25 protein-coding genes are annotated in these 23,544 nt (G+C 60.4%); 8 read left to right on the top strand and 17 right to left on the bottom strand.

The window, feature by feature from the left end:
* Positions 1-97: 97 nt before the first annotated feature.
* Positions 98-742 (bottom strand): phosphatase PAP2 family protein, encoded by a 645-nt coding sequence (locus tag BJ928_RS01080; RefSeq protein ID WP_245432235.1) that lies wholly within the window; start codon positions 740-742, stop codon positions 98-100.
* On the opposite strand from BJ928_RS01080, the gene BJ928_RS39270 reads away from it, so the two are divergent.
* The 3 genes from BJ928_RS39270 to BJ928_RS01070 all read left to right on the top strand — a co-directional run bounded on the left by BJ928_RS39270 (position 638) and on the right by BJ928_RS01070 (position 3,063).
* Entirely contained in the window at positions 638-943 is a 306-nt protein-coding gene (locus tag BJ928_RS39270; protein ID WP_245432249.1) for a hypothetical protein, read from the top strand. The two genes, BJ928_RS01080 and BJ928_RS39270, sit on opposite strands and share 105 nt — an antisense overlap.
* Before the next feature lie 141 nt (positions 944-1,084).
* On the top strand, positions 1,085-2,581 hold the full coding sequence (locus BJ928_RS01075) for a leucyl aminopeptidase (protein WP_047627170.1): 1,497 nt from the start codon (positions 1,085-1,087) through the stop codon (positions 2,579-2,581).
* A gap of 32 nt (positions 2,582-2,613) precedes the next feature.
* Positions 2,614-3,063 carry a DNA polymerase III subunit chi gene (locus BJ928_RS01070; protein WP_047627169.1) on the top strand — a complete coding sequence of 150 codons (450 nt, stop codon included), beginning with the start codon at positions 2,614-2,616 and terminating at the stop codon, positions 3,061-3,063.
* Positions 3,064-3,090: 27 nt separating this feature from the next.
* Here BJ928_RS01070 and BJ928_RS01065 read toward each other — a convergent pair whose 3' ends face one another.
* The 7 genes from BJ928_RS01065 to BJ928_RS01035 all read right to left on the bottom strand — a co-directional run bounded on the left by BJ928_RS01065 (position 3,091) and on the right by BJ928_RS01035 (position 11,075).
* A complete protein-coding gene (locus BJ928_RS01065; RefSeq protein WP_047627168.1) occupies positions 3,091-3,636 on the bottom strand; it encodes a GrpB family protein in 546 nt (181 codons plus the stop codon).
* Between the two features lie 76 nt (positions 3,637-3,712).
* Positions 3,713-4,636 (bottom strand): Gfo/Idh/MocA family oxidoreductase, encoded by a 924-nt coding sequence (locus BJ928_RS01060; RefSeq protein ID WP_047627167.1) that lies wholly within the window; start codon positions 4,634-4,636, stop codon positions 3,713-3,715.
* 162 nt (positions 4,637-4,798) lie between these two features.
* On the bottom strand, positions 4,799-6,859 hold the full coding sequence (locus BJ928_RS01055; protein WP_047627166.1) for a prolyl oligopeptidase family serine peptidase: 2,061 nt from the start codon (positions 6,857-6,859) through the stop codon (positions 4,799-4,801).
* Between the two features lie 112 nt (positions 6,860-6,971).
* Entirely contained in the window at positions 6,972-7,865 is an 894-nt protein-coding gene (locus BJ928_RS01050) for a polysaccharide deacetylase family protein (RefSeq protein ID WP_047627165.1), read from the bottom strand.
* Positions 7,866-7,969: 104 nt separating this feature from the next.
* Positions 7,970-9,859, bottom strand: a complete 1,890-nt coding sequence (locus BJ928_RS01045; RefSeq protein ID WP_047627164.1) for an ABC-F family ATP-binding cassette domain-containing protein — start codon at positions 9,857-9,859, stop codon at positions 7,970-7,972.
* Between the two features lie 49 nt (positions 9,860-9,908).
* Entirely contained in the window at positions 9,909-10,409 is a 501-nt protein-coding gene (locus BJ928_RS01040) for a hypothetical protein (RefSeq protein ID WP_047627163.1), read from the bottom strand.
* 156 nt (positions 10,410-10,565) lie between these two features.
* On the bottom strand, positions 10,566-11,075 hold the full coding sequence (locus tag BJ928_RS01035; RefSeq protein WP_047628707.1) for a DinB family protein: 510 nt from the start codon (positions 11,073-11,075) through the stop codon (positions 10,566-10,568).
* A 191-nt stretch (positions 11,076-11,266) separates the two neighbouring features.
* Between BJ928_RS01035 and ndk the strand changes: the two genes are divergently transcribed.
* On the top strand, positions 11,267-11,689 hold the full coding sequence (ndk, locus tag BJ928_RS01030) for a nucleoside-diphosphate kinase (protein WP_047627162.1): 423 nt from the start codon (positions 11,267-11,269) through the stop codon (positions 11,687-11,689).
* 113 nt (positions 11,690-11,802) lie between these two features.
* On the opposite strand, the gene BJ928_RS01025 is transcribed toward ndk, so the two are convergent.
* Positions 11,803-12,324 carry a hypothetical protein gene (locus BJ928_RS01025; protein ID WP_047627161.1) on the bottom strand — a complete coding sequence of 174 codons (522 nt, stop codon included), beginning with the start codon at positions 12,322-12,324 and terminating at the stop codon, positions 11,803-11,805.
* Positions 12,321-12,869: a CGNR zinc finger domain-containing protein gene (locus BJ928_RS01020; RefSeq protein WP_047627160.1), complete on the bottom strand. Its 549-nt coding sequence runs from the start codon at positions 12,867-12,869 to the stop codon at positions 12,321-12,323. Before BJ928_RS01020 ends, BJ928_RS01025 begins: the two co-directional genes overlap by 4 nt.
* Positions 12,870-12,935: 66 nt before the next feature.
* Between BJ928_RS01020 and BJ928_RS01015 the strand changes: the two genes are divergently transcribed.
* Positions 12,936-13,832: a branched-chain amino acid ABC transporter permease gene (locus tag BJ928_RS01015; protein ID WP_047627159.1), complete on the top strand. Its 897-nt coding sequence runs from the start codon at positions 12,936-12,938 to the stop codon at positions 13,830-13,832.
* Position 13,833: 1 nt separating this feature from the next.
* Here the strand turns inward: BJ928_RS01015 and BJ928_RS01010 are convergent, their stop codons facing one another.
* The 5 genes from BJ928_RS01010 to BJ928_RS00990 form a co-directional block, all read right to left on the bottom strand.
* Complete coding sequence (locus tag BJ928_RS01010) at positions 13,834-14,304, bottom strand: molybdenum cofactor biosynthesis protein MoaE (RefSeq protein WP_047627158.1); 471 nt, start codon at positions 14,302-14,304, stop codon at positions 13,834-13,836.
* A 4-nt stretch (positions 14,305-14,308) separates the two neighbouring features.
* Complete coding sequence (gene moaD / locus BJ928_RS01005) at positions 14,309-14,563, bottom strand: molybdopterin converting factor subunit 1 (RefSeq protein ID WP_047628706.1); 255 nt, start codon at positions 14,561-14,563, stop codon at positions 14,309-14,311.
* Positions 14,563-15,150 (bottom strand): CDP-diacylglycerol--glycerol-3-phosphate 3-phosphatidyltransferase, encoded by a 588-nt coding sequence (gene pgsA, locus BJ928_RS01000; protein ID WP_047627157.1) that lies wholly within the window; start codon positions 15,148-15,150, stop codon positions 14,563-14,565. Before pgsA ends, moaD begins: the two co-directional genes overlap by 1 nt.
* 207 nt (positions 15,151-15,357) lie before the next feature.
* Positions 15,358-17,397 (bottom strand): excinuclease ABC subunit UvrC, encoded by a 2,040-nt coding sequence (gene uvrC, locus BJ928_RS00995; protein WP_047627156.1) that lies wholly within the window; start codon positions 17,395-17,397, stop codon positions 15,358-15,360.
* On the bottom strand, positions 17,394-18,161 hold the full coding sequence (locus BJ928_RS00990; RefSeq protein ID WP_047627155.1) for an SDR family oxidoreductase: 768 nt from the start codon (positions 18,159-18,161) through the stop codon (positions 17,394-17,396). The genes uvrC and BJ928_RS00990 overlap by 4 nt, the downstream gene beginning before the upstream one ends.
* Positions 18,162-18,524: 363 nt before the next feature.
* Between BJ928_RS00990 and BJ928_RS00985 the strand changes: the two genes are divergently transcribed.
* Complete coding sequence (locus tag BJ928_RS00985) at positions 18,525-19,157, top strand: outer membrane protein (RefSeq protein ID WP_047627154.1); 633 nt, start codon at positions 18,525-18,527, stop codon at positions 19,155-19,157.
* A gap of 106 nt (positions 19,158-19,263) precedes the next feature.
* Here BJ928_RS00985 and BJ928_RS00980 read toward each other — a convergent pair whose 3' ends face one another.
* Both BJ928_RS00980 and BJ928_RS00975 read right to left on the bottom strand, forming a co-directional pair.
* Complete coding sequence (locus tag BJ928_RS00980) at positions 19,264-19,857, bottom strand: glutathione S-transferase (protein WP_047627153.1); 594 nt, start codon at positions 19,855-19,857, stop codon at positions 19,264-19,266.
* A 28-nt stretch (positions 19,858-19,885) separates the two neighbouring features.
* Positions 19,886-20,737, bottom strand: coding sequence for a 23S rRNA (adenine(2030)-N(6))-methyltransferase RlmJ (locus BJ928_RS00975; RefSeq protein WP_047628705.1), 852 nt, complete (start codon positions 20,735-20,737; stop codon positions 19,886-19,888).
* 81 nt (positions 20,738-20,818) lie between these two features.
* Between BJ928_RS00975 and BJ928_RS00970 the strand changes: the two genes are divergently transcribed.
* Both BJ928_RS00970 and BJ928_RS00965 read left to right on the top strand, forming a co-directional pair.
* Entirely contained in the window at positions 20,819-22,942 is a 2,124-nt protein-coding gene (locus tag BJ928_RS00970; protein WP_245432211.1) for a molybdopterin oxidoreductase family protein, read from the top strand.
* Positions 22,939-23,532 carry an NUDIX domain-containing protein gene (locus BJ928_RS00965; protein WP_047627151.1) on the top strand — a complete coding sequence of 198 codons (594 nt, stop codon included), beginning with the start codon at positions 22,939-22,941 and terminating at the stop codon, positions 23,530-23,532. Before BJ928_RS00970 ends, BJ928_RS00965 begins: the two co-directional genes overlap by 4 nt.
* Positions 23,533-23,544 lie beyond the last annotated feature (12 nt).

Raw genomic sequence — 23,544 nt, 5'->3', positions numbered from 1 at the left:
GCCCTTAAACGCAACAGCCGCCGGGCGAGCCGACAGAGATTCACCCTCCTCTACGCTGTTTAAGTTTTTTTGGCGACAACCAACTCGAAAAAAATCGTTAATTTTCTGAGATTCTTCTGCCGTGTGTCGTTTGAGATAATGCCAGCAGAGCGGCGAATATGACGAGCGAGGAGAGCCAGCCGAGGACGGCATCGGAGAGATAATGTCCGCCAAAGGCTACCCTAAGCGCGGGAATCAGCAGGGAAACGGCAGCGATCGGAAGGGCGGCCGCCGATCGAAGCGGTTGCGGGATGAGGAAGATCAGGCAGAATAGCCAGCCAGCCGCCGCGGCTTCGCCCGAGATGAACGAGCAGTTGCTGACACATTTGCCGGCGAAGGACCCGGCATGCACGAAATCGAGCGTGCCGCCAAACAAATCCGTCTGCCGCGGGCGCGGGCGACCCGAGAAGGCTTTCAGCCAAAGATTGACGACAAGAACCGGGCCGAGCAGCAACGAGCCGAGCGCAATCTTGAGGTTACGCGCCCGGAGCCGATTGAAGGTCGCTCCGTGATGCTGCCAGCACTGGAGCAGCATCCAGACGAGAATGGCCGCTATGATATAGGGGAGTTGGAAGAATATCTCACGAAGCATTTGCATATGCGTGTCGGAGCTGTAGGGAAAAAAGCCGCATATCTGGTCGGGGCGGGCGCTTGCCAGGCAGTCTCGCTGTTGAAAAAACAGGTTCGCGACGACGAGGTCGATCTGTGGAAAAGTCGAAAAGAGACCAAGAAGAGCCCACCAGAGACAGAAGAGGGCGATGAAGGCATCGCCTGCGGTGCGCGGACGCAAAGTTTCCGGGAAGCGATCTTCGCGATCGCGGCTGTTGAAATCTATGATCAAGGCGGCTTTCCGACAAGAATTGTGCCGCCTAAAGCGGCTAAAACACCATCGCGAACAGCCTAACCGCGCTAAATGACAGGGATTTGAAGATGGCAGGCGGCTTGCGGGGCGAATGCTGCGCCGGAAGCTTGTATTCCTTAGCAAGACCTTGAATGATGGTTGTGCAAAGTTTTCGCACTACGACGCATATTTATCGGAGCAGAAATGTCTGTGAAATTCGAGATTTCCTTCACCAAGTCGGCTCGCCTCAACGGCGGTCTGGCCATTCTCCTGAAGAGCACGGACAGTGAGCTGCCGGCCGGTGCCGAGAGCGCCGATCCGGCGAATGTTTTCGCCAAGGCGGCGCCCGTCTCCGGTTTCAAGAGCAAACTATTGACTGCCCTGGACATCATCGCTCCAGAGGCAGCGTCCGTCGACCGCATCATCGTCATCGGTGCCGGCAAGGCCAAGGACCTGACCGCCCATGACTGGCTGAAGCTTGGGGGCGCTGCCGCGGCAAAAATCCGCAACACGGAGAAGGTCACGATCTTCCTCGATGCGCCGAACGTTGATGTCGGCGCCAAGGAAGCTGCCGATTTCGCCTTGGGTATGCTCCTGCGCGCCTACAGTTTCGATACCTACAAGACGAAGAAGGGGGATGACGACGAAAAGGGCGCCTCCCGCAAGGCTGTGAAGGTGGCGATTGTCACCCAGGAGGCGGCGGCCACCAAGAAGCTTTACGCGACCTCCGAGGCGGTGGCCGGCGGTGTGATTCTTGCGCGCGATCTCGTCAACGAACCGCCGAATGTTCTCGGCCCCGTGGAGTTCGCAGCCAAGGCCAAGGAGCTGGAAAAGCTCGGCGTGGAAATCGAGATCCTGACAGAGCGCGAAATGCGCCGGCTTGGCATGGGCGCTTTGCTCGGGGTCGCGCAGGGCTCGGCCAGGCCGCCGAGGCTGGTGGTGATGCAATGGAAGGGCGGCAAGACGAAGGACAAGCCGGTCGCCTTCATCGGCAAGGGCGTCGTCTTCGACACCGGCGGCATCTCCATCAAGCCGGCTGCCGGCATGGAGGAAATGAAGGGCGACATGGGCGGCGCGGCCGCCGTCACCGGTCTCATGCATACGCTTGCCGCACGCGAAGCCAAGGTCAACGCCATCGGCGTCATCGGTCTTGTGGAAAACATGCCGGACGGCAATGCGCAGCGCCCGGGCGATATCGTCACCTCCATGTCCGGCCAGACGATCGAGATCATCAATACCGATGCCGAGGGCCGGCTCGTCCTCTGCGATGCGCTCTGGTACACGAACGACCGCTTCAAGCCGCAGTTCATGATCAATCTGGCGACGCTCACCGGCGCCATCCTCGTTGCGCTTGGCAACCTGCAGGCCGGTTTGTTTTGCAATGACGACAAGCTCGCCGGCGAACTGACCACAGCGGGTCTTACGACCGACGAGCGCCTGTGGCGCATGCCGCTCGGCAAGGATTACGACAAGATGATCGACAGCAAGTTTGCCGATATGAAGAATACCGGCGGGCGCCATGCCGGTTCGATCACCGCTGCCCAGTTCTTGAAGCGTTTCGTCGGAGAGACGCCGTGGGCGCATTTGGATATCGCCGGCACGGCCATGGGCTCGGTTCAGGACGAAATCAATCAGTCTTGGGGTTCGGGCTTCGGCGTACGCCTGCTCGACGAACTTGTCCGCACCAATTACGAATCGTGACCGGTCGTGCTTTGTGAGATAGAAGGGGCGCCATGACCGACGTTCTCTTCTATCACCTGACGGAATCGAAGCTGGAAGACGCCCTGCCGCCGCTGATCGACAAGAGTGTCGAACGCGGCTGGCAGGTTGCCGTCCAGATGCGCGAGCCGGCGCGGCGCGATCTTCTCGACAGCCATCTGTGGACCTATCGCGAGGACAGCTTTCTGCCGCACGGCACCGATGAAGACGAGATGGCAAGCCGGCAGCCCGTTTTGCTAACGGTTTCTCCCGACAACATAAATAATGCGACGGTCCGCTTCTTCATCGACGGCGCGGAGGCGAGTGGCGTCGAGGGCTATCAGCGCGTCGTGCTGATGTTCGATGGCTACGATCAGGAGCAGTTGGAAAGCGCGCGTGCCCAATGGAAACGCCTCAAGGGCGAGGGGCATAATCTCACCTACTGGCAGCAGACGCAGGATGGTCGCTGGGAAAAGAAGGCCTGAGCTTCTCGCGCGTGGTGAAGAGTTGCTCTATTCGCCTTCCGAAAGGATCTTCTGGATGAAGTCCTTTTTCGCAGCGGTGTAGGCCGCGCGATCATTGGCGTATTTCGCCGCCAGCTCGACTTTCAGCGCCTCATAGGCATGCGCCAGCTCCGGCTCCCGGCGCATTCGGTCGCGAAACTTGAGGAAGTTGCACCAGGTCGGGCCACCATATTCGACGACATGCACCAGATGAGTGCGGGTGTCTCCCGCAATGTCGCGGCCGAAAATATGATCGTCCGGTACGATATTGCTGCCGGCGTAGACGTAGCCGATGGATGCCATCGGCTCGATGCAGGCGAGGCCGTCGTCGAAATGCCGCACCCCCACCGCGATATCGATGATTGGCTTGGCCTTGATCTCCGGAATGGAGGTGCTGCCGAAATGCTGGACATCCACGGCAAGTTCGCCGAGAGCGCCGCGGATGGCAGCCTCTTCCAGCAAATAAGCCTCGTGCCAACTTTGATTTGGCTCGGCGAGCCTGACAGATTTGTGACCGACGCCGAGCCCGAAGGACTGTTCATGTTCCGATGCCATAGGCATCATCTCCGATGAGGACTATACGCTACGCTAGCACGTTGCGGAGCGTATTGTCTTCACCGGGAAGCGTGTATCAATCGTAAAATGCTTCGACGAATTTGCGTTTGCCGAGCATGAAGGCGTCGGCGACATGACGCAGCGGCGAAACGTCGACGTCCGAAGTGCCGGCTTTGACGATCTCGGCAAAGCGGCGATAGAGCGAGGGATATTCAGCCTCTGGTCCTGAGAATTTCAGCTCTCCGTTGACGGAAAGCTTGGAGCCGCCATCGGCCAGCACCATCTGGCCGGCTTCCGTCTCGGCGATGATATCCCAGCTCTGCTTGCCGGTCTGCCGCCAGTCGAATTCGGCATGGACGGGAAGTCCGGCTCCGCTCTTGAAGTGCAGGTCGGCCGCGATCGGCGAATCGCGGTTCTCCGGGAACTCGAGCGTCGCGCCGGTCAGGAAGAGCGGCGGCAGGATGTGGGTGACGATCGACAGCGCATTGATACCGGGATCGAAGACGCCGAGGCCGCCGGCCTGCCAGATCCATTCCTGGTTCGGGTGCCAGTGGCGCACGTCTTCCTTCCAGATGACGTGGGCGCTGTGGATGGTTGTGGCGGCAAGGAACGCCTTGGCCGCTTCGACGGCCGGCGCATAGCGCGAATGCCAGCTTGCAAAGAGCGACACGCCCTTGGATTTCGCCAGGTTTTCGAGATCGGCAACTTCGCTCAAGGTTGCACCCGGCGGCTTCTCCAGGAAGACATGCTTGCCGGCCGACAGCGCCTTGTAGGCGGCTTCGTAGCGATATTGCGGGGGCATGCAGAGCGACACGGCATCGATTTCAGGCACGGCATCGAGCATGGCTTTGATGGTCGTGAACGCCGGAATGCCGTCGACGGTGCCATGGCGGCTCGCCGTCGCTATGAGTTCGAAATCCGCGTTGTTCGCGATGGACGGAAGATGCTGATCGCGGACGATCTTGCCGACGCCGACGATGGCGAGCTTGATGGGGGACATGGGTGTCTCTCGATTAGTATGATTATTGATGCGATCTTTAACAGAATGCCGCCGACGGGCAAGGGCGGTTGATTGCGATGGAGCGGCGCGTTCGAGCGCCGCCCTGGCCAATCGCGCCCTTCACCATGCTTTCAGCGCATGTGAAAGGGTATCGGGGATGGATCAGACGCTCTTCGCTTTCACGATCGTCTCCCGCAGGAAGCTATATCCGAGCGCCGTTCGTGCGGCCAACTCCGTCGAGGCGCCGTCGCCGCCATGGCCGCCGGAACCGAATTCGTGGAAGAGCGGGTGATGCCCGAGCTCTTCCAGCCGCGCGGCAAACCGGCGTGCATGGGACGGATGGACCCGGTCGTCGTTGCTCGAGCTCTCGATATAGATCGGCGGATAGATGACTTCTGATGCAAGCTTGATGTTGTGCAGCGGTGAATAGGATCGCAGATAGTCAAGATCGGCCGGATCGTCGGGATCGCCATATTCGTCGATCCAGGCTTTCCCGGCGGGGAAAACGTGAAAGCGGGTCATGTCGAGCACGGGCACCTGGCACCAGATGGCGCCGAAATCCTGCGGGTATCGCGTCGCCATGACCCCGGTCAGCAGCCCGCCATTGCTGCCGCCGTTGCCGGCGATGCGGGATGGTTTGGTGTAGCCGCGCTGAACGAGATCGCGGGCGACCGCGGCGAAGTCAGCAAAGGCCTTGTGCCGGCCATGCCCCTTGGCGGTGCGGTGCCAGTTCGGCCCGAATTCGCCGCCGCCACGAATGTAAGCCATGACATAGGCGTTGCCTTGCTCCAGCCAGCGGCCGATGACGCCCGAATAATACGGGCCAAGCGAAGCATCGAATCCGCCGTAGCCATACATCAGCACCGGCAGCTCGCCCTTGGTCCAGCTCTTCGGCAGCACGATATGATAGGGAACTTTCGTACCGTCCTCGGAGGTGGCTTCAAGCAGGAAGGACGTCATGCCCTCGCTGTCGAAATAGCTGGGGGAGTTGGCGACATGCCTGAGTTCCAGTGGCTCCCGGCGATTGCTGAGGTTCAGGTGATAGCACGAGGGCGTTTTCAGGAAGCCTGAGCCATAGATCTGCAGCGTGTCGTCTCCGAGATGCAGGTCCGAGTAAAGCGATTGGAAGGAGATGGCCTGAACATCTTCGGGCAGTGCGATTTCCTGAATTTCGGCGTTCTGCCTTGTCAGGTCCAGAACGAAAAGGTGCGGCTGCAGATTGTCCGAGACGATGAAGACGCACCATTCGCGCATCAGCAGGAATTGCGAAACCGATTGCCGCTCGCCGAGCGAGAACAAGATGCGTGGCGCCCCGGCATCGGCGGCATCCGCCTTGAGCGGCAAGGGTTGCAGCGCCAGGCTTCCGGCCGGTATCCGCTCGTCGGTCTTGGCAAGCCAGATGAGATGAGAGTGGTTGAAGTCGAAATCGATCTCTTCGGGCAGATCGATCTTTCGCAACGAACCGTCCTGATCCTCGATGAAGTGGCTGGCTTTGCCGATTTCGTGGCTGGCAGTGAAGATGCGAATCGGCTTGGTGGTGGCGTCTCCTGCAAGGCCGGCAAGTGCAGGGTCGAAAACCGCGCAGGAGCCGTAGACGTCGCCGTCGGCGGCGGCATAGAGGATCGGCGCATCCGCAGGCGCCTGGCCGCGCTTCAGGCGGCGGCCGACCCGCGGCCAGCCGGAGCGTGTCGCGGAGTCGCGGTCGATCGAGCCGAAATAGGCGATTTCATCGCGGCTCAGCCATGTCGCGTGGCTTCGCACCGCCGGCGTATCGAAGCCGCCTTCGACGATGCTCTTGGTCTCGCAGTCGAATTCGAGCATGCGGATGGGATCGGAGCCGCCGTCGGAAAGGCAGATCAGCACGCGTGTCGGCTCCCAGGGGCAGGTGAGCGCGCCGCGCCAGAGCCACAACTTGTCTTCCTGCGCGCAGAAGGCGTCGAGATCGAAGATCGGCTCCCAAGGCGCATCCGGCAGGGGAGCAAGATCGGCCGGCAGTCGATACCAGCGGCCGAGCGGGTGATCGGCACTGCGATGAAAATCAAACAGCCAGTTGCCGCGCCGGGTCGGGGCGATCAGCCGGTCCTCGCGCTCGATCATCGCCTTGATGGCGTCGCGATCAGCCTCGAATTCCGGCGTCGTCAGAAGCCGCTCGGACTGGGCATCCTTCTCGGCGACGAATTGCAGCGTTTGCGTATCGTCGTCGCGTTCAAGGTAGAGGTGCATGGAGGTTCGCCATTCCATTGTTGGTGGTGGTCGCCTGCCAGCAAATCAAAATATGGGCGCGGAGGCAACCGTGCCTCCGCGCTCGATATGTGCCTTTCCGGATCGATCGGCCTCAGCGCACCATTTTGGTATCGGCCTGGGCAATCATGTTGGTCGCAGGGGTGGTATTGCGCTTGTATTTCAGCGTCACGACCTTGTAGCCCTCCTTCTCCAGGCGGCTCAGGAGAACCGGCAGCATCTTCACCGTGCGCTGGTGAATGTCGTGCATCAGGACGATGCCGCGGCCGCGCTGGTGAAGCTGCTTCATCGTGCGGTCCACCACGGCTGCGGGCGTCGAGGTGAAATAATCCTTGCTGTCGATATCCACGTCCATGACGATCATGTCGCGGGCGGCAATGGCGGCGCGCAGGCGCTTGGAGTCGGCAAGATAGGGGAAGCGGAAGAACGGGACATCCGTGCCGATCGCCTTGGTGACGGCGTCCTTGCCTCGGGCGATTTCGGTCATCGCCGCGTCGAACGTCATCTTGTCGAGGTCGGGATGGCGGAAGGTGTGGCTGCCGATCGCATCACCATGCGCAAGCACCTCACGCGCCGTCGCCGGATGTGCCTGCGCCATTTCGCCGACCATCATGAAGGCCGCCTTGACGCCGAATTTGTCGAGCGTGGCGAGAATGCGTTCCGTCTTGCCGGGAGCAGGACCGTCGTCGAAGGTCAGGATGACCTCCTTGTCGGCGAGCCTGATATCCTTGAGCGAGGCGACTTCCAGCGTCCGGCCGGCAAGATTGTGCGGACCGTTCAGGCCTGCCAGATCATCTCGGGTTTCGAGATCGGCGACGAGCCATTTCTTCGGCTCCATCTCCACGGGGGCGCTGGCTTTAAGCGGCTTGTGACGCGGTTCCTCGGCGGCATAGCCGCTCTTGAGCGAAGCTTCATTGCCCGGTTTCGTCGCGCATCCTCCGAGAGCCAGAGACACGGCAAGGCCAGCCAGCAAAACACGGTAGTTCATCAGAATCGCTCAACAATATGTCTATGAAAGTTGAGCGCATTTTCTGCAGTTATGGTTAATGATCGGTTAGGATCGGCTGTGAATTCCTTAACAGGCGGTCAGTTTCAGCCGGCCATGGCGCTTTCATATTCGGAAGATAATTCGAGCCATTGCTCTTCGGCGGCGGTGAGCTTCTCAGCGGCGTCCGCGCGCTGCTTTGCCTTCTCCGCGGCCTTGGCCGGTGCCTTGTCATAGAGGGCCGGGTCCGCAAGTTCCGCATCAAGTGCCTGAATCAGTTTCTCAAGCTTGCCGGTCAAGGATTCGATTTCGTTGATCTTCTTCTTGAGCGGCGCGAGCGATGCGCGCCGATCGGCATTGAGCTTGCGCTGATCGGCCTTGGAAACGGAATCGTCGCTGACGGCAGCCTTGCCCTTGTCGTCCTTCGACTTAGGGCTGGCGACAACGAGGCTGCGGTATTCTTCGAGATCGCCGTCGAAGGTCGAAACCGTGCCGTCGCGCACCAGCCAGAGCCGGTCGACGGTGGCCTCGATCAGATGGCGGTCGTGCGAGATCAGGATGACCGCGCCGGAATAGTCGTTCAGCGCCTGGATCAGCGCATTGCGGCTGTCGATATCGAGATGGTTCGTCGGTTCGTCGAGGATGAGAAGATTCGGCGCGTCGAACGCGGCAAGGCCCATCAGCAAGCGAGCCTTCTCGCCGCCGGAGAGATCCTTGACCTGCGTGTCCATCTTCTCGGTCGCAAGCCCCATCTGCGCGACGCGGGCGCGCACCTTGGCTTCCGGCGTTTCGGGCATGCGGCGGCGAACGTGTTCGACGGCGGTCTGATTGGGGATGAGGTCGTCGAGCTGGTGCTGGGCGAAGAAGCCGATCTTCAGGTTCGGTGCCAGCCGGACCTCACCGCTCTCTGCACCAAGCCGGCCGGAGATGAACTTCGCGAAGGTCGACTTGCCGTTGCCGTTCGAGCCGAGGAGGGCGATCCGGTCATCGGCATCGATACGCAGGTTGAGGCGCTTGAGGATCGGCTTTTCCGGTTCATAGCCGACGGCGCCGCCGCTGATTGCGATGATCGGCGAGGCGGGTTGTTTCTCCGGCTCCGGAAAGCTGAAGCCCATCACATGGTCTTCGATGACAGCAGCAACCGTCCCCATGCGCTCCAGTGCCTTGACGCGCGATTGCGCCTGCCGCGCCTTCGAAGCCTTGGCCTTGAAGCGGTCGATGAAGCTCTGCAGGTGCTTGCGCGCGGCGTCGTTCTTCGCCTTCGCCTTCATCTGCAGCTCGTCTGCTTCGGCCTTCTGCCGCTCGAACTGGTCATAGGAGCCGCGATAGAAGGTGAGTTTCTTCTGGTCGAGATGCACGATGGAGTTGACCGCCGTATTTAGGAGGTCGCGGTCGTGCGAGATGATGATGACCGTGTGCGGATAGCGGCGGATGTAATCCTCCAGCCAGAGCGTGCCTTCGAGGTCGAGATAGTTCGTCGGTTCGTCGAGCAGCAAGAGATCCGGCTCGGAAAACAGCACGGCCGCAAGGGCGACGCGCATGCGCCAGCCGCCGGAGAAGGAGGAGGCCGGGCGCTTCTGTGCCTCGTGGTCGAAGCCGAGGCCGGCCAGGATGCTGGCGGCGCGCGCTTCAGCCGAATGTGCGTCGATATCGGCAAGCCTGGTCTGGATATCGGCGATGCGGTGCGGATCGGTGGCGGTCTCTGCTTCCGCAAGCAGGGCGGAGCGTTCCTTGTCCGCAGCAAGGACGATATCGATCAGCGGCTCCTCCGTGCCCGGGGCCTCCTGCGCGACCTGCCCGATGCGCGCGTTGCGTGGGATCGAGACCGAGCCGCTCTCGGCGGCGAGATCGCCGGTAATGATCCTGAACAGCGTGGATTTGCCGGCGCCATTTTTGCCGACAAGGCCAGCCTTCGTGCCCGCCGGAAGCGTCACGTTGGCATGATCGATGAGAAGGCGGCCGGCGATGCGGGCGGAAAGGTCTGAAATCGAAATCATGGCGCGGTTTTGGCCGAACTCGCCGCCGAAGGCAAGAGCGCCGAGGCGTTCAGGCGCCCGCGTTTTGCGAGGATGTGGTAAGGTTCGCGCAGTTGCGCAGCCGCTCGGTCAGCTCCGTTTCGTAGAGCATGAGATTGCTGAGCGTCGCGTTGAGTGTGTCCAGAGCATCGTTGACGTGCTGTGCCGCCTCGGTCTCGCGAGCAAAATACTGCTTCTTCATCAGCCCCTTGGCCAGTTGATCCGCGACTTCGCGCAACATCTCGGCCGCATCGCTTTCGGATTTGCGTGCCACCAGCCCGCAGTGGCTGACAAGGCGATGCTTCAGGCCGATCTCGTCCAGCCCGCTTTGCGGGGGAAGGGGACCGAGCGCTTCGATCTCTTCGGCAAGACAGCGGTCTTGCCCGTAAAGCGCCTCGTGAAAGAGCTGGTAATTGCGCGGCAGGTTCTTGATCTTCAGCCGCGTCATGAAGCGACCGATGACCTCAAGCTCGGTTTCCGTTTCATCATCATCGATGGATTGTGCCGAAACGCGTGTCTGCGAGTTCTTCATGCCTGCTTCTGACCGTGAGCTGATATATCTTATCAATCTGCGGGCGGCCAGGTTAAGGGAACATGAACAAAACGGCCTATCCACGCCGCAACGCAACAAAATGAGGCATGTGATCAACGCTTGAGCGAAATCGATAAATATCCGCTCGCCTCTTGGCTACAACCAGCGCTGTCCTTCGCTCCGCAGAAAGTGCAGAAGATCCAATAAAAGCGACGGTTTGCCCAAGGATGTGAGGATTGTATGGCACTGGCCGCGATGGTGTGTGTGGTGGTTGAACATATGTGCCATCGCCGCATGGAGAGGAACGGTGATGGCGCCCGGCCTCAGGACGGATGTATAGGTGATATCGGTGGCCAGAGCATCGGTATCGAGCGTTTCTATCCACGCGATGATATTTCGATCTTCCGCCTCTCGCACGGCGCGAAGTCCCTTGAGATCGTCATGCAGGACAGCATCAAGTGACGCTGGCACCCCGCCGGTGCCGTTGAAGCGATGCATCCACAACCGGTCCGCCACCAGCAGATGGTTCAGCGTTCCGTGGAGCGAGCCGAAGAAGGCGCCGCGATCCTCGTGGAATTCCGCGTCGCTGAGATCTGCCGCGGCATCGTAGACCTGAACGTTGGCCCAGCGATTGTAGTCGGCAAGCATCCTGAAATGTCTGAGCATATGCGTCTCCTCCATGGTGGTGATAATGTTATCGGGAAGTTCGGCGATGGACAGCCGCCTCATCACCCGCCGATCGCGAATCGGTCGCCCGGACTGTGACAGCGGCGTGAAATTGGGCGATCCCCCTTGTTTTCGGGCCTTGGGGCAGGTAAAGACCGCCCACTTTTCTCTGAATTACAAGGAATGGACCCATGGCGATTGAACGTACTTTCTCGATGATCAAGCCGGACGCAACGAAGCGCAACCTGACCGGCGCCATCACCAAGGTTTTTGAAGACAACGGCCTGCGCGTCATCGCCTCCAAGCGCGTCTGGATGAGCAAGCGCGAAGCCGAAGGCTTCTATGCTGTTCACAAGGAACGTCCGTTCTTCGGCGAACTCGTCGAAGGCATGATCTCTGGCCCGACCATCGTTCAGGTCCTGGAAGGCGAAGGCGCCATCCTGAAGAACCGCGAAATCATGGGTGCGACCAACCCGGCAAACGCTGACGAAGGCACGATCCGCAAGACCTTCGCCCTGTCGATCGGCGAAAACTCCGTTCACGGCTCGGACGCTCCGGAAACGGCAGCTGCCGAAATCGCCTACTGGTTTTCGGAAACCGAAATCGTCGGCTGAATCAGCCTCTCAGCTTTAACGCTGAACGATCTGAAATGACTCATGAAAGCCGGGATAACATCCCGGCTTTTTTCGTGCCGTACATAAGAGACTCCCTCTCCCCGCAGCTGCCTTCACGCCGGGCAGGCCATATCCTTCCCGTAATCGGCGCTGCCGTCCCCTTTGAAAATATCCGGATTGGCCGTATAGGCAGGGCCGACGACCAGGGGTTTTGTCGGCAGCACAGTCTGGTCGAGATCGGATTTGACCTCGGTCTTGATGGTCTGGATCGTCTTGTCGCTGGCATCGACCAGCTTGATCGAGACGGAATAGGGTCGGTCTTTGCGCACGCAACGCAGGTCAGGGCTTTCGAGGGTGATCTTGTCCCAGAAGGTATAGATCTTCTGGTTGACGACAAGCGGATTGCCGCCGGCCGGATTTTCGAATTCGGCGACGGCCGTCGTTCCCTCGGGGATTGGGGCGATCTTCTTGAGCGTAATCATGTAGCTCGCGCTCGCGACGCGGTAGTTGAAGACAAAGAGGCGGCCGGTGAGCTGGGTCGGGCCCTCGTCGTCCTTCCGCTGGCAGCCGGCCAGCCCCAGGGCGGCGATAATCGCGACGCTGATCGTTGTCAGCATGATCCATTTCATTGTCATGGCGCAGTCTCCTCCTTCTTGCGCCGGTAGTGCCGGCTGGCCTTGGCTCGGTTGCCGCAGACCGCCATGTCGCACCAGGCGCGGCTCTTGTTCTTGCTGCGGTCGATGAAGAGCCAGCCGCAGTTGCGGCATATTTTCATCCGCTCGGGATCGGGCATGGCGATAAGGCGCAGCGTCGAATGCACGGTCGCCGCATCGAGCCCGTCTGCTGCAGCGCGCTTCAGCACCTTCGCCAAGGCCGCAAGCAGATCCGCAAGCAGCAGATCGGCCAGCTCACCGAGAACGCGCGCCCGGAAATAGCGATCGATCATCTCCCGCAATGAGATGAAATCGGCCCTGTTTTCCCGCCGCACCGGCAGGATATCGCCGAAAAGCGCCCGTTCGGCGCAGAAATTGGCGGCCGCTTTCGGAAAACTCTCCAGCTGCCCTGTGGCTTCGAAGCGGTCGATGCGGCGCTCGTCGTCATGGCGCAGGATCACGCTGTTGGCGACATCGAGCGCAAGCGCGCCACCGGAGAAGCGATGTGGGGTCCAGGAAAAACTCATGACCAAAATTATAACTGGTAAAATGAATTTTGCCAGTTACTATTTACCTGTTCTTCGGAGGGGTGAATGGCCTATCTTCTGCAACAGCTGGCGAATGCCGTTCCGCTGGCGGCGCTCTATGCGACGCTGGCCTTCGGTTATTCCATTGCGTTCGGGGTCATGAAGCGGGCCGACATCACCTATGGCGCGCTATTCGCCTTCGCCGGCCAGATGCTCGTGCTGTTCACGGATGTCGGCTACACCAGAATGTATCTGGTCCTGCCGGCCGCCTTCACCTTCGGCGCCGTCATTGCCGTTGGCTACACGATCGGCACCAGCTTTCTGGTTGGCCGTGCGATCATGCTGCCGCTATCGCGCAAGTCTCCGAACACGGTCATCGTCGCGGCACTTGGCATGATGATCATCCTGATGGAAACGGCGCGTCTGGCGTCGAATACGCGCGGCATCTGGCTGCCGCCTTTCCTGAACGGTGCAATCGTCTTCTGGGACAGCGGCGATTTCCGCGTGACGCTCACCGAAATCCAGCTGCTCAATACTACGCTGATGATCCTCGTCATACTCGCGGGCGCCTATGTGCTGAAATACACGGGCTGGGGGCGTATCTGGCGGGCGGTGACCGACGATGCTCTCGCTGCCGAACTTTGCGGCGCCAGCGCCAACCGCGTCTTCCTGCTGGCCTATGTCGCCTCGGCCTTGGTCGCGACCATCTGCGGCCTGCTGGCGACTTCCTACTACGGAACCATGGATTTCGGGGCAGGGCTGATGTTCGGGCTCAAGGTGCTGATGATTGCTGCGGTCGGCGGCTATTCCGATCCGTTGAAGTCGGCAGCTGGCGCGGCACTCCTTGGCCTCACCGAGACGATGTGGGGTGCCTATGGCCCATTCCTATGGCGCGATTTTGTGATTTTCTCGCTGCTCGTCCTACTGCTGGTCCTGAGCCGGCGCGAGCGGGTCGTGCCCTGACCTACTTGTCGCCGGCCCATTTATCGCGCGCGGCATCATCGGCATCCCTGGCCGAGACCCAGCCGCCTTCAGCGCCGTCGCGGCCATGCTCCTTCTTCCAGAAGGGGGCGGAGGTCTTCAGGAAATCCATGACGAAATTGGCACCGTCGAAGGCGGCCTGGCGATGTGAGGCAGCGGCGATGACGAGGACGATGTTCTCGCCGGGTAAAATCTTGCCGTAGCGGTGGATCGCGGTCAGGCCAAGAAGTCCGAAGCGTTCGATGGCGAGGTTGGCGATGCGGGTGATCTCCGCCTCCGCCATGCCGGGATAATGCTCGAGTTCAAGCGCGCCGAGCGCGCCGCCTTCGTCACGGCAAAGCCCGGAGAAGGTGACGACCGCGCCGATATCATGCCGCCCCGCCGTCATCAGGTCGATCTCCGTCTGAAGGTCGAAATCCTCATGCTGAACGCGGACCATCGGCTGCATGGCCATCGGCTTACCCCCCGGTCATCGGCGGGAAGAGCCCGATCTCCCGCGCTCCGGCGATCGGCTCGTCATGCTCGACGTGCTCCATGTTGATCGCCACGCGGATCGCGTTGGGAAATTGAAGCGCCGTCTCGTATTCTTCGCCCAAGGTCTTCAAATGACTCAGGAGATCGTCAACCGTAACGACCCCGGCGGGAAGGGAAATCTCCTCCTCGGCCTTGCCGATCCGCTCACGCACCCAGGCGAAATAAACGAGCTTGGTCATCATTCTTCATCCACGACATGTTTCAGACCGGCCCGGAAGTAATCGTAGCCGGTGTAGATGGTCAAAAGTGCCGCGATCCAGAGCAGGCCGATGCCGATTTCGGTGGTGTAGGGTAGCACCTTGTCGCCCGCCGGCCCAGCCAGCAGGAAGGCGATGGCCACGAGCTGGGCGGTCGTCTTCCATTTGGCGATGCGCGTTACGGGAACACTGACCTTCAGCGCCGCCAGATATTCGCGCAGGCCGGAGACGAGAATCTCGCGGCAGAGGATGATGATGGCAGCCCAGAGCGACCAGCCGGCAATAGTGCCGTCGGCTGCGACCAGAAGCAGGATCGCGGAGACCAGCAGCTTGTCGGCGATCGGATCGAGCATGCGGCCGATATTCGAGGTCTGGTTCCAGATGCGCGCGAGATAGCCGTCGAGGAAGTCGGTGAGCGAAGCGACGACGAAGATCCAGAGCGCGACCCATCGCGCGAAATCGGAACCTTCCAATTTGCCTTCGATGAAGAAGCAGAGAACGATCAGGGGTACGCAGAGAATGCGGCCATAGGTGAGCAGATTGGGAATGCTGTAAGCGCGCGAAGCCATGGAAATCGTTTCGTCTCGTTTGTCTCGACCAAGCCGGATAAGGTTCTGTTATTTCCTATCCCGCTTTGGTCGCGTGATTGAATGTGATTCCAAAAACCGCTCCGCACTTTTTGGTGGTCACACCTTAGATGATGGTTTGGTCAGTTTGTCGTCAATATTGTTTCTGTTTTTTCACCGCTATTGCGTGGAATTTGCGACCAGCTTTTCCTATTTCGCGGCGTCCTCGTGAAAATGATTGTAGACCTGTCGGGCAACGGCCTCGGAAATGCCTTCCACCGCCATCAGATCCGAGAGCGCGGCGCGCGACACGGCTTTCGCGGTGCCGAAATGCTGCAGCAGCGCCCGTTTGCGTGACGGGCCGATGCCGCCGATCTCGTCCAGCGGGTTTTTCACCATCTCCTTCTTGCGCCTCGCACGGTGCGAGCCGATGGCGAAACGGTGCGCCTCGTCGCGCATGCGCTGGATGAAGTAGAGCACGGGATCGCGGGGCGGCAGCGAGAAGCTTTCACGCGATGGGGCGAAGAAGCGCTCGCGCCCGGCCTCGCGGTCGACACCCTTGGCGACGCCGATGGCAATCACGCTGTCGGTGATCCCGAGCTCCTCGAGAATGGCGCGCACAGCGGTCATCTGCCCTTGGCCGCCATCGATGAGGATGATGTCGGGCCAGGCAGGGAAGGGGCGATCGGCGGCATCGACGGTCGCATCGGCCGAAACACTACGGTCGGGCTTGCCTTCTTCCTTGAGCAGCCGGGAGAAGCGGCGGGTCATGACCTCCCGCATCATGCCAAAGTCGTCGCCCGGCGTGATGTCGGTCGATTTGATGTTGAACTTGCGGTACTGGCCTTTGACGAAGCCTTCCGGCCCGGCCACTACCATGCCGCCGACGGCGTTCGTGCCCATGATGTGGGAGTTGTCGTAGATCTCGATGCGCTGAGGCACATAGGGAAGCTTGAAGGTTTCCTTGAAGCCTTCAAGCAGCCGCGATTGCGAGGCGGTCTCCGCCAGCTTGCGGCCATGCGCCTCGCGGGCATTGGCGATGACATGCTCGACCAGATCGCGCTTCTCGCCGCGCTGCGGCACGAGGATTGCGACCTTGTGGCCGGCTTTTTCACTCAGCGCCGCCGCCAGCAGATCGATTTCCTCGACCGTCTCCGACAGCAGGATCTGCCGCGGCACGGGTTTGTCGTCATAGAACTGCGCCAGGAAAGCGTTCAGCACTTCCGCGCCCGAGAGCGAAGGATCGGCCTTCGGGAAATAGGCGCGGTTGCCCCAGTTCTGGCCCGTACGGAAGAAGAAGACCTGGATGCAGGAAATGCCGCCCTCGTGATGGATGGCGAAGACATCGGCCTCCTCGACGCCGGCCGGGTTGATGCCCTGATGGCTCTGGACGTGCGAAAGTGCGGCCAGGCGATCGCGGAAAATCGCGGCGCGCTCGAAATCCAAATCCTCGGCAGCGGCATTCATCGCCTCGGCCATATGCGCCTTAACGTTCTGGCTCTTGCCCGAAAGAAAGTCCTTCGCTTCCTGCACCAGCTCTCCGTAGCCTGCATCGCTGATCTCATGCGTGCAGGGCCCGGAACATCGCTTGATCTGGTAGAGCAGGCAGGGGCGGGTGCGCGTCTCGAAGACGCTGTCGGTGCAGGTGCGGATGAGGAAGGCGCGCTGCAACGAGTTGATGGTGCGGCCGACGGCGCCGGCAGAAGCGAAGGGCCCAAAATAGTCGCCCTTGCGGGCACGGGCGCCGCGATGCTTGAAGATCGCCGGCGCGCGATGATTGCCCGTGATCAGGATATAGGGGAAGGATTTGTCGTCGCGCAGCAGAACGTTAAAGCGCGGGCGCAAGCGCTTGATGAGATTCGCTTCCAGCAGCAGCGCTTCGGTTTCCGTGCGCGTGGTGACGAATTCCATGTTCGCGGTTTCGCGCACCATGCGGGCAATGCGGTTGGAATGCACCTTGCCCAACGCATAGTTGGAGACGCGCTTCTTGAGATTCCGCGCCTTGCCGACGTAAAGCACGTCGCCGGCCTCGTTGAACATGCGGTAGACGCCGGGATTGTTGGGCAGGCGCTTGACGAACTCCGCAATCAGCTCCGCGCCGCGAAGCCCGGTCTCGTTCTTGCCGCCTTCGTTCCAGTCGATGGACGCGGCGGGGCTGGCGGCGGCATCGCTCTCCACCTCGATGTCGTCGTCGGTATCTTCTGATTCGTCGTAGAGAACGCCGCCGTCAGGCAGCTTTCTTCCATTCATTCCGCACTCTCCGACACATCTGGCGTCTCCCAGGCAAGGTGCTGGCCGCCATCGAGCGCTATCATTTGGCCCGTGATCGAGGGCGTGTCAAAAAGAAAGCGGATGGTCCGGCCGAATTCCTCGAGCCCTGGCGCCGCCTTTAATATGAGGCCGTCGATCTGCGCTTGAAAGTCCTCTTCGGTCTGTCGCACGCTGCGCACCGTCGGGCCGGGCCCGATCGCATTGACGCGGATGCGCGGTGCAAAGCTCTGTGCCATCGTCTGCGTCGCGGTCCAAAGGGCTGCCTTCGACAGCGTATAGGAATAGAAGCGCGGATTGAGCGCCCATACGCGCTGGTCGACGATATTGATGATCAGACCCGGATGCGGCTCGGGAAGCTGCCGGACAAAATCAGCCGCGAGAATCGACGGTGCCCGCACGTGGATTGCGAAATGCGCCTCGAAGGCCCCGGCGTCGAAGCGGTCGGCGGAATCGCCGAGGAAAGCGGAGGCGTTGTTGACCAAAAGATCGAGCGGGCCGAGCTCGGCCGTTACCCTTTCGACAAGGGTTGATGTCTCGCCCAAATTCTGCAGGTCCGCCTTGATCGCAATGGCCTTCCGACCCATTTGCCGCAGTTTTGCCGCAATTTCCATCGCTTCGGGCAGCGACTGATTGGCGTGCAACGCCACCGCGAAGCCATTAGCCGACAAATCCTCGGCGATTGCCTGACCTATTCTTTTGGAGGCGCCCGTTATTAGTGCCGTGCGTAGTTTTTCCTGGCTCAAGAGATCGCCTTTTGCTCGTCGTTACCCAACCGACGCTCATATAGGGCGTCGATACACCATATGGGAAGATGGATGATTAAATGATGTCGCGTGAGGTTTCTTGTGTAAAACTTGAGTTATAGTTAGATTAAAATAAGTATACACGCTTTAACCATTGGTTATGGTTAACAATTCATCTGTTGCGGTGAAGCAACATCGAAATTCAGCCATGTCTGTGCCACAATGATATCATATTTTGGCTCTTCCAATTCCTCATTTGCATTCCAATTTCAACCTCGATCCGGGAGGGATATTTTTAATTACTCGTGGCGCTTCGAAGTCAAGGACAGTAAGCGAGGCACACGGGATTGAAAGGAGAAAAGTATGCGTACTCTCGTCACGACCCTCATGGTCTCCGCTCTTGCCCTCGGCGGCTACACCGCAGCTCATGCTGCTGATGCTGTCGAGCAGATCCCGCAGCCGCCTGTCGCTCAGGAAGCTCCTCCGGCCGTCAACAACTGGTCCGGCTTCTACATCGGTGGCGCTGGCGACTGGAATGCTGGCCACTTCAACCGCAACGGCGACGCTTACGCCTGGGGCGGTCAGGCTTTCACCGGCTACAACTGGCAGCAGGGCCAGATCGTATACGGCGTTGAAGCTGACCTCGGCTACTCCGGCGCTGACAGCACCCGCAACGGCCTGACCGCCAAGAACGGCGTCAACGGCTCGGTTCGCGGCCGTATCGGTTACGACTTCAACCCGTTCATGCTGTACGGCACGGCCGGTCTGGCAATCGGCCAGAACAAGCTCTCCGACGACACCTCGTCTGACAGCAAGACGGCTGTTGGTTACACGGTCGGTGCAGGTGCTGAAACCTTCATCACCAACAACATCACCGCCCGTCTCGAATACCGCTACACGGACTACGGCAAGGAACACTTCAACCTTGACTCCGGCAGCTTCTCGCGCGGTTACGACGAGCAGAGCGTCAAGGTCGGTATCGGCGTCAAGTTCTGATCATTCGAGGGCGTTAGCCTGAAGAAAAAGCCGGGGTTTTCGACCCCGGCTTTTTTGTTGTCATGATATCGGCTCCTGATTTCAGGCTTAGCCTGATCCGGGGAAATCAGCTATGCGGCTTCATCGCCGGATAGTCGGGGAAATGCTTCTCGAACTTGCGGGCCCAGTCGATCAACCCGACATGATCGGCCTCCCATTGTCCTTCGAAGCGCAGCTGCAGGTAGCCGATAAGCGCGGCAAGCGCGAAGTGGCCGGCATGTAGCTTCTTGCCGATCTTCGGCGTTTCCGCATCGAGATGGATGAGGGCGCGTTTTGCTTTCGCCCACTGACGATCGATCCACGGCTGATGCTGCTTTTCCATTTCGCGAAAGCGGCGTTCGTAGACGATCGACAGGAGGCACTCGTTGGTACCGTCGATCAGCGCTTCGAGCACCTCGATTTCCGTGCGCTTGCTCTTCTTCGAGGGATAGAGCCCGCCTTTCTGCCGGTCGAAATAGTGCATGATCGCGCGGCTGTCGAAAATTGCCTCGCCGTCACCGGTCAACAATGTCGGGATCTTGCCGAGCGGATTGTTGTCGACGAGAAGCGCTGGTCCGGCATTCGTATCGACGTGGATTTCCTCGAGCTTGATGCCGAGATGGCGTGCCGCCATACGCACCTTGCTGGAGAAGGGGGAGGTGGGCGAGCAGAGAAGTCTCATGAAATCACCTGTCAGATATGAAGGAAACTCAGTGTTCGCCGCGCAGCCAGAAGGCGCGCTGCGAGGCGAAGCGGTCTTGCGCCAGCATGTCCTTCAGGGCAGGCAGTAGCGCATGCAGTTCGTCCTTCAGCGTGAAGGGCGGGTTGACGATGATGAGACCGGAGCCGGTTAGTCCGGTAAAGCCGCGGTCGCTTTTGACGCTGAGCTCGGCGCAGAGCATCTTCGGAATTTCGAGCGCCTGCAAGGCCTCGTGAAACGGCTTGATCGGCGCATCCTTCTTGATCGGATACCAGAGGCAATAGGTGCCGCCGGGGAAGCGTCGCCAGGCCTTTGCTAACCCATCGACCAGCCGCTCATATTCGCCTTCCCCTTCGAAGGGCGGATCGACGAGCACGATGCCGCGCTTTTCCTTCGGCGGCAGATGCGCGCCGAGTGCCAGCCAGCCGTCCAGTTCGGTGATGCGGGCATGATGATCGCCCTCGAACAGCCGGTGAAGACGCTGGAAATCGTCGGGATGCAGCTCCATCGCCGAAAGCCGGTCCTGCGGGCGGAAGAGCATACGGGCAAGCTTCGGCGAGCCGGGATAGAGCCTGAGGTCGCCTTCAGGGTTCAGCTCGCGGATGGCCGTGAGATAGGGCTCCAGCAACTCGGCCACCTGCGGCACGAGGTCCGCCTCCAGCACTCTGCCGATGCCTTCGCGCCACTCGCCCGTCTTCTGCGCCTCTTCCGATGAAAGATCGTAAAGCCCGATGCCGGCATGCGTGTCGAGAACGCGAAAAGCCTTGTCCTTGTTCTGCATGTAGCGAACGAGGCGCGCGAGAACAGCGTGTTTCAAGACATCGGCAAAATTGCCCGCGTGGTAGATGTGCCGATAGTTCATCGTCGTTGAAGTCCGCATGAATTGTTGAGATGGGCCGGATTGTCTCTAGTGGCCGGTCCCTGCTTGAAATATACAAACCTCATGAACATTGCGACCCCCATCCAAGCCAAATCGCGCATTGGCCACACCGCCTGTCCGCACGACTGTCCCTCCACCTGCGCGCTGGAGGTCGATCTGACTGAGGATGGCAGGATCGGCCGGGTTCGCGGTGCCAACGACCATTCCTATACGTCAGGCGTCATCTGCGCCAAGGTCGCGCGCTATGCCGAGCGGCTCTACCATCCCGATCGCCTGATGAAGCCGTTGCGCCGCGCCGGTGCCAAGGGCGAGGGGCGCTGGCAGGAAATCTCGTGGGACGCAGCGCTGGACGAAATTGCCGAAGCCTTCGTCAAGGCCGAAGCCAAGGACGGCAGCGAGGCGATCTGGCCCTATTTCTATGCCGGCACGATGGGCTGGGTGCAGCGCGATTCCATCGAGCGGTTGCGCCATGCCAAGCGCTATTCCGGTTTCTTCTCGTCGATCTGCACCAATCCGGCATGGACCGGTTTCACCATGGCGACGGGCGTGCTGCGCGGTCCCGATCCGCGCGAGATGGGCCGCACGGATTGCGTCGTCATCTGGGGCACCAATGCCGTGGCCACCCAGGTCAACGTCATGACCCATGCGGTGAAGTCCCGCAAGGAACGCGGCGCCAAGATCGTCGTCGTCGACATCTACGACAACCCGACAATGAAGCAGGCCGATATGGCCTTGATCGTCAAGCCGGGCACGGATGCGGCACTGGCTTGCGCCGTCATGCATATTGCCTTTCGTGATGGCTATGCCGACCGCGCCTATATGGCCAAATATGCCGACGATCCCGCTGGCCTCGAAGCGCACCTGAAGTCGAAAACCCCGGCATGGGCCGCTGACATCACCGGCCTTTCGGTCGATGAGATCGAAGCCTTCGCCAGACTCGTGGGGACGACGAAGAAGACCTATTTTCGCCTTGGCTATGGCTTCACCCGCCAGCGCAACGGCGCGATCGCCATGCATGCGGCGGCGTCGATCGCCACGGTCCTCGGCTCCTGGCAATATGAAGGCGGCGGCGCCTTTCATTCGAACAGCGACATCTTCCGCATGGATGCGAGCGAACTCACCGGCCGCGCCATGAAGGATATGGATATCCGCATGATCGACCAGTCGCAGATCGGCCGCGCCTTGACCGGCGATGCCGTTGCGCTTCGTCATCGCGGTCCGGTCACGGCCATGCTGATCCAGAACACCAATCCGATGAACATCGCGCCGGAACAGCGGCTGGTGAAGCGCGGTTTTGCCCGCTCCGACCTCTTCGTCGCCGTGCATGAGCAGTTCATGACCGATACGGCTGACATGGCCGATATTGTCATCCCCGCCACCATGTTCGTCGAGCATGACGACATCTATCGCGCCGGCGGCCAGAACCACATTCTTCTCGGTCCGAAACTCGTCGATCCGCCGCCGACGGTGCGCAGCAATCTCTTTGTGATCGAGGAACTGGCCAAGCGCCTCGGTATCGCGGATCGGCCCGGCTTCGGCTTCTCCGCCCGCGAGATGATCGATCGTGTTCTGTCCAGAAGCGGACTGCCTGACTACGATTATTTCCTCGAACACAAGTGGTTCGATCGTCAGCCGGATTTCGAGGATGCGCATTTTCTGAAGGGCTTCGCCCATCCCGATGGCAAGTTCCGCTTCCGCCCCGATTGGGCCAACCAGCCGGCGCCGAACCGTCCGCCCGCAGCTGTCGGCTTGCTCGGTCCCCATGTCGAGCTGCCGGAATTTCCGGATCAGGTCGATGTTATCGAGGTGGCCGATCCCGAGCATCCGTTCCGGCTCGCGACCTCGCCCTCGCGCAACTTCCTGAATTCGAGTTTCGCTGAGACCAAGACGTCGCGGCAGAAGGAGGGACGTCCTGAGCTGATGGTCAATCCGGCCGACGCAGAGGCGCTCGAGATTGCCCACGGCGATCTTGTGTGTGTCGGCAACAAGAGAGGCGATATCCGCCTCCATGCCCGCGTGACGACGGAAGTGAAGCAAGGCGTCCTGATCGCCGAAGGGCTTTGGCCGAACAAGGCTCATGTCGACGGCGAAGGCATCAACGTGCTCACCGGCGCTGATCCGGTTGCGCCCTATGGCGGTGCGGCTGTTCACGACAACAAGGTATGGCTCCGCAAGGATATGGCATGAGTAAATTCGAAAAGGCGAAAGCCGAAATCGCCGGCGAAAAGACACTGGCGGATCAATGGACGCGGCTCAGCAGCTTCGACCTCGATTACACGGATTCGCGCGGCGAAAAACACCGCCTTAAGCGTGAGGTCTATCATCGCACGCCAGCTGCTTGCGTTCTGCTCTATGATCCCAGCCATGAAACGGTGGTGCTCGTTCGACAGTTCCGTCTGCCGGCCCAGCTTGTCGGCGAGCCCGGCTGGATGCTGGAAGTGCCCGCCGGCCTGCTTGACGGCGACGACCCGGAAGCGGCCATTCGCCGTGAGGCCATGGAGGAGACCGGATTTCGCGTGCGCGACGTCCGCTTCCTCTTCAAGGCGCTGACGTCGCCCGGCTCCTCGACCGAAGTCATCCATTTCTTCGTCGCGGTGATCGATACCTCCGATCGGGTTGCCGATGGCGGCGGGCTTGCCGAGGAACATGAGGATATCGAGGTGCTGGAGGTGCGGCTTTCGGAGGCCATGGCGATGATCGAAAGGGGCGATATCTATGACGCCAAGACGATCATGCTGTTGCAATGGGCTGTCTTGAACGTCGCGCGTTTGCGGTAGACGTCGAGCGGC

It is taken from the genome of Rhizobium sp. WW_1 (genome assembly GCF_003610155.1).
GTDB lineage: Bacteria > Pseudomonadota > Alphaproteobacteria > Rhizobiales > Rhizobiaceae > Rhizobium > Rhizobium tropici_A.
This window is presented reverse-complemented; position numbering and strand designations above follow the sequence as displayed.

Coding starts and splice junctions, on each gene's coding strand:
- BJ928_RS39270 (WP_245432249.1), top strand. CDS start 638: ATGCGTGTCGGAGCTGTAGGGAAAAAAGCCGCATATCTGGTCGGGGCG.
- BJ928_RS01075 (WP_047627170.1), top strand. CDS start 1,085: ATGTCTGTGAAATTCGAGATTTCCTTCACCAAGTCGGCTCGCCTCAAC.
- BJ928_RS01070 (WP_047627169.1), top strand. CDS start 2,614: ATGACCGACGTTCTCTTCTATCACCTGACGGAATCGAAGCTGGAAGAC.
- BJ928_RS01065 (WP_047627168.1), bottom strand. CDS start 3,636: ATGGCATCGGAACATGAACAGTCCTTCGGGCTCGGCGTCGGTCACAAA.
- BJ928_RS01060 (WP_047627167.1), bottom strand. CDS start 4,636: ATGTCCCCCATCAAGCTCGCCATCGTCGGCGTCGGCAAGATCGTCCGC.
- BJ928_RS01055 (WP_047627166.1), bottom strand. CDS start 6,859: ATGCACCTCTACCTTGAACGCGACGACGATACGCAAACGCTGCAATTC.
- BJ928_RS01050 (WP_047627165.1), bottom strand. CDS start 7,865: ATGAACTACCGTGTTTTGCTGGCTGGCCTTGCCGTGTCTCTGGCTCTC.
- BJ928_RS01045 (WP_047627164.1), bottom strand. CDS start 9,859: ATGATTTCGATTTCAGACCTTTCCGCCCGCATCGCCGGCCGCCTTCTC.
- BJ928_RS01040 (WP_047627163.1), bottom strand. CDS start 10,409: ATGAAGAACTCGCAGACACGCGTTTCGGCACAATCCATCGATGATGAT.
- BJ928_RS01035 (WP_047628707.1), bottom strand. CDS start 11,075: ATGCTCAGACATTTCAGGATGCTTGCCGACTACAATCGCTGGGCCAAC.
- ndk (WP_047627162.1), top strand. CDS start 11,267: ATGGCGATTGAACGTACTTTCTCGATGATCAAGCCGGACGCAACGAAG.
- BJ928_RS01025 (WP_047627161.1), bottom strand. CDS start 12,324: ATGACAATGAAATGGATCATGCTGACAACGATCAGCGTCGCGATTATC.
- BJ928_RS01020 (WP_047627160.1), bottom strand. CDS start 12,869: ATGAGTTTTTCCTGGACCCCACATCGCTTCTCCGGTGGCGCGCTTGCG.
- BJ928_RS01015 (WP_047627159.1), top strand. CDS start 12,936: ATGGCCTATCTTCTGCAACAGCTGGCGAATGCCGTTCCGCTGGCGGCG.
- BJ928_RS01010 (WP_047627158.1), bottom strand. CDS start 14,304: ATGGCCATGCAGCCGATGGTCCGCGTTCAGCATGAGGATTTCGACCTT.
- moaD (WP_047628706.1), bottom strand. CDS start 14,563: ATGACCAAGCTCGTTTATTTCGCCTGGGTGCGTGAGCGGATCGGCAAG.
- pgsA (WP_047627157.1), bottom strand. CDS start 15,150: ATGGCTTCGCGCGCTTACAGCATTCCCAATCTGCTCACCTATGGCCGC.
- uvrC (WP_047627156.1), bottom strand. CDS start 17,397: ATGAATGGAAGAAAGCTGCCTGACGGCGGCGTTCTCTACGACGAATCA.
- BJ928_RS00985 (WP_047627154.1), top strand. CDS start 18,525: ATGCGTACTCTCGTCACGACCCTCATGGTCTCCGCTCTTGCCCTCGGC.
- BJ928_RS00980 (WP_047627153.1), bottom strand. CDS start 19,857: ATGAGACTTCTCTGCTCGCCCACCTCCCCCTTCTCCAGCAAGGTGCGT.
- BJ928_RS00975 (WP_047628705.1), bottom strand. CDS start 20,737: ATGAACTATCGGCACATCTACCACGCGGGCAATTTTGCCGATGTCTTG.
- BJ928_RS00970 (WP_245432211.1), top strand. CDS start 20,819: ATGAACATTGCGACCCCCATCCAAGCCAAATCGCGCATTGGCCACACC.
- BJ928_RS00965 (WP_047627151.1), top strand. CDS start 22,939: ATGAGTAAATTCGAAAAGGCGAAAGCCGAAATCGCCGGCGAAAAGACA.